A 6513-nucleotide genomic window follows, 5' to 3' on the forward strand; every position below is an offset into this window, starting at 1 on the left:
GTCGGCGTCGGCGGAGAAGGCCTTGCAGCGGCCGTCGGTGGACAGGCCGCGCTGGCGGCTGAACTCGATGAAGGTGTTGGGCGTTGCCATGACGGCGACGCCGCCGGCCAGCGCGAGGGTGCACTCGCCGTTCCGCAGCGCCTGCGCGGCCAGGTGCAGGGCCACCAGGGACGACGAGCACGCCGTGTCCACGGTCACCGCCGGGCCCTGAAGCCCCAGCGTGTACGCCACGCGGCCGGAAGCCACGCTGCCGTAGCTGCCGTTGCGCAGGTAACCCTCCAACTCCTCGGGCACCGTGCTGAGTCGCGAGCCGTAGTCGTTGTACATGACGCCGGTGAAGACGCCGGTCTGACTGCCGTGCAGGGTGGTGGGGTCGATGCCGGCGCGTTCGAGGGTTTCCCAGGCGGTCTCCAGGAGGAGGCGTTGCTGGGGGTCGGTGGCCAGGGCCTCGCGCGGGCTCAGGCCGAAGAACTCCGGGTCGAAGCGCGGCGCGTCGTGCAGGAAGCCGCCGCGGCGCGTGTAACTGGTGCCCGCGCGGCCGGGGTCGGGGTCGTAGAGGTCGTCGAGGTTCCAGCCGCGGTCGGTGGGGAAGTCGCCGATGGCGTCTGTGCCGTTGGCGACGAGGTTCCAGAGGTCTTCGGGTGAGGTGACTCCGCCGGGGTAGCGGCAGGCCATGCCGACGATGACGATGGGGTCGTCCGTCGTTGCGGTGTCGATCGTGGTGGTGGTCGTCTCGGCCGTCGTGCTTCCGGTGATCTGTTCGCGGAGGTATCCGGCGAGTGCGGTGGGTGTGGGGTGGTCGAAGACGAGGGTGGCGGGTAGCCGCAGACCGGTGGTGGTGTTGAGCCGGTTGCGGAGCTCGACCGCCATCAGCGAATCGAAGCCCAGAGCCTTGAACGACTGGTTCGCGGCGACGCCCTCGGCCTCGCCGTGGCCCAGTACCGTGGCCACTTGGCGGCGCGCGAAGTCGAGCAGCGCGCGGTCGCGTTCCTCCGCCGGCAGGCCGGTGAAGCGCTGCGCCCAGCCGCCGCCCCCGCGCTCGTCGGCCAGGAACTGCGCGGCGCGGCGCACGGGGGCCCTGACGAGGCTGCGGAAGACCGGCGGCACCCCGTCCGAGGCGGCGCGGGACCGCAGACCGGCGAGGTCCAGCCGGGCCGGTACGAGCGCGGCCTCGGCGCGGGCGAGTGCCGCGTCGAAGAGGGCGAGTCCTTCGTCCGAGGGCAGCGGAGCCACTCCCGCCCGAACCATGCGCGCGAGGTCCGCGCCGCCCAGGTGCCCGGTCATGCCGCTGACCTCCTCCCACAGGCCCCAGGCCAGGGAGGTGGCGGGCAGCCCGTGGGCGCGGCGGTGGGCGGCGAGGCCGTCGAGATAGGCGTTGGCGGCGGCGTAGTTGCCCTGGCCCGCGTACCCGATCGTGCCGACGACGGACGAGAAGAGGACGAACGCGCCCAGGTCGTGACCGCGCGTCAGCTCGTGAAGGTGCCATGCGGCGTCGGCCTTGGCGCGGAGCACCGTTGCCAGGCGCTCCGGCGTCAGGCTGTCGAAGGTGCCGTCGTCCAGCGCTCCCGCAGTGTGGACGACGGCGGTCAGGGGGTGCTCGCCGGGGACGGTGGCGAGCAGGGCGGCCAGCGCGTCGCGGTCGGCGACGTCGCAGGCCGCGATGGTGGTGTCGGCGCCCAGCTCGGCGAGTTCGGCCTGAAGTCCGGCCGCGCCGTCGGCGGCCGGGCCGCGCCTGCTGACGAGCAGCAGGCGGCGTACGCCGTGCTCGGTGACCAGGTGCCGGGCCAGCAGCGAGCCCAGGCCGCCCGTGCCGCCGGTGATCAGGACGGTGCCCTCGGGGTCCAGGGCCCGTGCCCCGGCCTCGGCGCGGTCGGTACGGGCCAGCCGCGGCACGAAGAACTCGCCGTTCCGTACGGCGAGTTGGGGCTCGCCCGTGGCCAGGGCCCGGCGCAGGAGACCGGCAGCGGGCTCGGCCCCGTCCGTGCCGACGTCCGTGTCGAGGTCCGTGTCGAGCAGGACGACCCGTCCGGGCTGCTCGGACTGTGCGGTGCGCAGCAGGCCCCAGACGGCCGCGGCGGCGAGGTCGGTGACGTCGTCGCCGTCCCGCGTGGCGACCGCGCCGCGCGTGGTGACGATCAGCCGTGCGTCGGCGGAGCGCTCGTCGGCCAGCCAGTCCTGGACCGTACGCAGCGTCTCTTCGAGGGCGGAGTGCAGGTCGTCACCCGCGACGGGGAACACCGCGTCGGAGCCCCGGTCGGAACCGGAGTCGGCCGTGCCGAGCGCGACCGGCACCGGGCCGTCGGTGGCGCTGTCCGTCGCCGCCGACCCGGTCAGCGGCGTCCACTCCAGCCGGTAGAGCGACCGGCCGGGCCCGGACGTACGGCTCGCCGTGGCCAACTGCTCCACGGATACGGGTCGCAGGGCGAGCAGACCGGCCTCGGCGACCGGGGCGCCCGCCGGGTCGTGGGCCATGACGGACATGGCGTCCTGGCCCGTGGGCGTGAACACCACCCGCAGTTCCCTGGCGCCCGTGGCGTGCAGCCGCAGGCCGTCCCAAGCGAACGGCAGCAGTGGCCCGTCCGCGGCGTGGTCGCGCAGGACAACGGCGTGCAGGGCCGCGTCGAGCAGCGCCGGGTGGAGCCCGAACGCGTCGGCGCCCGCCCGCTGTTCGTCCGCCAGCCGCACCTCGGCGAACGTCTCGCCGTCGCGCTGCCACAGGGCACCGAGTCCCTGGAAGGCGGGGCCGTACTCGTAGCCCTGCGCGGCGAGGAGCTCGTAGCGCGAGGTCAGGTCAACGGGCGTGGCGCCCGCGGGCGGCCAGGAACCGAGGGGCTCCGTGACGGCCGGTTCGCCGAGGGCGAGGAAAGCCGTCGCGTGCCGGGTCCACTCCTCGTCGGCCGCGCCGGGGGCGTCGGCCGCCGGGCGGGAGTACACGCGCAGCGGGCGTCGGCCCGACGGGTCCGCCGCACCGACGGCCATCTGGAGCTGCACCTCGCCGTGTTCGGGGAGGACCAGCGGTGTTTCGAGCGTGAGGTCGTCGACCTGGTCGCAGCCCGCCTCGTCCGCCGCGCGCAGGGCGAGCTCCACGAACGCGGTGCCGGGCAGGAGCACGGTGCCCGCCACGGCGTGGTCGGCCAGCCACGGGTGGGCGCGCACCGACAGCCGGCCGGTGAGCAGCAGCCCACCGTCGTCGGCGAGGGAGACCAGGGCACCCAGCAGCGGATGACCGGCCGAGGCCAGTCCGGCCCCCGCCATGTCCCCGGCGGCGGCCGGGGTCTCGATCCAGTACCGGCGGCGCTGGAAGGCGTAGGTGGGCAGCTCCACCCGGCGGGCGGGCCCCGCGGTGCCGGGCACCGCGGCCCAGTCCACCTCGTGGCCGCCGACGAACACGGTGGCGAGGGAGGCCAGGAACTCGCGCCAGTCGCCCTTGTCACGGCGGAGCGAGCCGACGACCACGGCGGGGGCGTCATGACCGGCCGCGTCCGCGGCCGCTTCCAGGGTCTCCTGCACGCCCATGGTCAGCACGGGGTGCGGGCTGCTCTCGACGAACGTCCGGTAGCCGTCGGCCGCCAGGGCCCGGATCGCCTTCTCGAACTGGACGGTGTTGCGGAGGTTGCGGTACCAGTAGTCGCCGTCCAGCGCCGTCGTGTCGACCGGCTCGCCGAGCAGCGTCGAGTAGAACGTCACGTCCGACGCGCGCGGAGTCACGTCCGCCAGGGCCTTGAGCACCGCGTCGCGGATCTCCTCCACGTGCGCGGAGTGCGAGGCGTAGTCCACCGCGATCGTCCTGGCCCGGACGCCCTCGTCCCGGCAGGACTGCACCAGCTCCGCGAGCGCGTCGGGATCGCCCGACACCACCGTGACGGACGGCCCGTTGACCGCCGCGACCGACAGGCGGCCGCCCCAGCGCTCCAACAGCGCTTCCGTCTCCTGCACCGGCAACGGTACGGAGCCCATGCCGCCCTTGCCGGCGAGCGCGCGGATGGCCTGGCTGCGCAGGGCGACCACCTTCGCGGCGTCGTCCAGCGACAGCGCGCCGGCGACGTACGCGGCGGCGATCTCGCCCTGCGAATGCCCGACCACGGCGGCGGGAGTGACACCCACGGAGCGCCACACTGCTGCCAGCGACACCATCACGGCGAACAGGGCGGGCTGCACCACGTCCACGCGCTCCAGCCCCGGAGCGCCGGGGGAGCGGCGCAGCACCTCGGTGAGCGACCAGTCCACGTACGGCGACAGTGCCTGCTCGCAGGCGGCGATGGAGTCGGCGAACACGGCGTGGGAATCCAGCAGGTCCACCGCCATCCCGGCCCACTGCGAACCCTGTCCGGGGAAGACGAGGACGGCCCTGTCGGCGCCCGCCACCGGGGCACCCGCGAACACGGTGGCCGAGGTCTCCTCGCCCGTCAGCTCGTCGAGGCCGGCGAGCAGGCTCTCGTGGTCGTCGCCGAGGACCACGGCACGGTGGTCGAGGAGCGCCCGGCTGGTGACGAGGGCGTGGGCGACGTCGGCGGGACGGGGGCGCGGCTCCGTGGCGAGGCGCTCGCGAAGTCGCGTGGCCTGGACGCGCAAGGCCGCCCCGTCCTTGGCCGACAGCACCCAGGGGATCGTGCCTGTGGGGGCCGGCTCGTCGTCGGCTTCCTCCGTGCTTTCCGCCTGTTCGAGGATGAGGTGGGCGTTGGTGCCGCTGATGCCGAAGGAGGAGACGGCGGCGCGGCGGGGGCGGTCGTCGGGCGTGGTCCAGGGGTGGGATTCGGTGAGGAGACTGACGGCTCCTGCTGTCCAGTCGACGTGTGGGCTGGGCTCGTCGATGTGCAGGGACTCGGGCAGGGTGGCGTGGTGCATCGCCATGACCATTTTGATGACGCCGGCGACCCCCGCCGCGGCCTGGGTGTGGCCGATGTTGGACTTGAGGGAGCCGAGGTGGAGGGGTTGGTCGGAGGCGCGGTTTCGGCCGTAGGTGGCGAGGAGGGCCTGGGCTTCGATGGGGTCGCCGAGCTTGGTGCCGGTGCCGTGGGCCTCGACCACGTCGATGTCCGCGGGCTCCAGGCGGGCGCTGGCCAGTGCCTGGCGGATCACCTGTTCCTGCGAGGGGCCGTTCGGCGCGGTCAGGCCGTTGCTGGCACCGTCCTGGTTGATCGCGCTGCCGCGGATGACGGCGAGCACCCGGTGGCCGTTGGCCTCCGCGTCCGACAGCCGCTCCAGGGCGATCATGCCCACGCCCTCGCCCCAGGCCGTGCCGTCGGCGTCGGCGGAGAAGGCCCTGCAGCGGCCGTCGGTGGACAGGCCGCGCTGGCGGCTGAACTCCACGAACATGCCGGGCGTCGCCATCACCGTCGCGCCGCCCGCCAGGGCGATGCGGCACTCACCCTGGCGTAGCGACTGCGCGGCGAGGTGCAGAGCCACCAGCGAGGAGGAGCATGCCGTGTCGACGGTCACCGCCGGACCCTGAAGTCCGAGCGTGTAGGCCACGCGCCCGGAAGCGACGCTCGCCGTGCTGCCCGTGAGGAGATACCCCTCGTACCCCTCGGCGGGCTCGTGCAGACGCGGGCCGTAGTCCTGCGACATGGCGCCGACGAACACGCCCGCCGTGGTCCCCCGGAGCGAGGTCGGGGCGATGCCCGCGCGCTCCAGCGCCTCCCAGGAGGTCTCCAGCAGCAGCCGCTGCTGCGGGTCCATCGCCGCGGCCTCGCGCGGGGAGATGCCGAAGAAGGCGGGGTCGAACTCGTCGGCGTCGTGCAGGAATCCACCGTGCCGGGCGTAGGTCTTGCCGGGACGGCCGGGCACCGGGTCGTACAGCGCGTCCAGATCCCAACCGCGGTTGACGGGCAGCCCGGAGATGGCGTCACGGGCCTCGTCGACCAGCTGCCACAGGTCCTCCGGCGACGTCAGCCCGCCGGGGTAACGACAGGCCATGCCGACGATGGCGATCGGCTCGTCCGAGAGACCGGCGGCGGTGACGTCCCGCTGCCCGGTCGGACCGCCGGTGAGCGACGCCCGCAGGTGTGCGGTGAGCGCGGCGGGGCTGGGGTGGTCGTAGATCAGGGTCGGCGAGAGGTCCATCCCCGTCGCGGAGTTGAGCCGGTGCCGGAGTTCCACCGCTCCCAGGGAGTCGAAGCCGAGCTCCTTGAACGTCTGCCGGGGGTCGACGGAGTTCGACGTCAGGTGGCCCAGCACGGTGGCCACGTTCGTCCGCACCAGCTCCAGGAGTACGCGCTCGCGCTCGGCCTGCGGCAGCGCGGCGAGGCGCTGCGCGAGCGGGAGTTCGGCGGCGGGGGCCGCTGCCTCGCGGTCGTCCTCGTCGCTGTCCGTGGCCCGATCGGGCAGGGGGACGGCCTCGTGCGGTGTGGCGACGAGGTCTGTGTTGAGCCAGTGGCGTTGGCGTTGGAAGGGGTAGGTGGGGAGGGGTGTGTGGTGTGTGGTGGGTGTGTGGTGGTTGTGCCAGTTGATGGGGGTGCCGGTGGTGTGGAGGTGGGCGAGGGTGGTGGTGAGGGTGTGGGGTTCGGGTTGGTT

General features: G+C 73.9%; 1 protein-coding gene. It reads right to left on the reverse strand.

The features are described 5' to 3' along the window. Positions 1 to 6513: SDR family NAD(P)-dependent oxidoreductase (locus ACIQU6_RS43470; protein WP_403488066.1), on the reverse strand; the 6513-nt coding region annotated here is incomplete at both ends.

The sequence above is a fragment of the Streptomyces sp. NPDC090442 genome (assembly GCF_044769405.1).
Classification (GTDB): domain Bacteria; phylum Actinomycetota; class Actinomycetes; order Streptomycetales; family Streptomycetaceae; genus Streptomyces.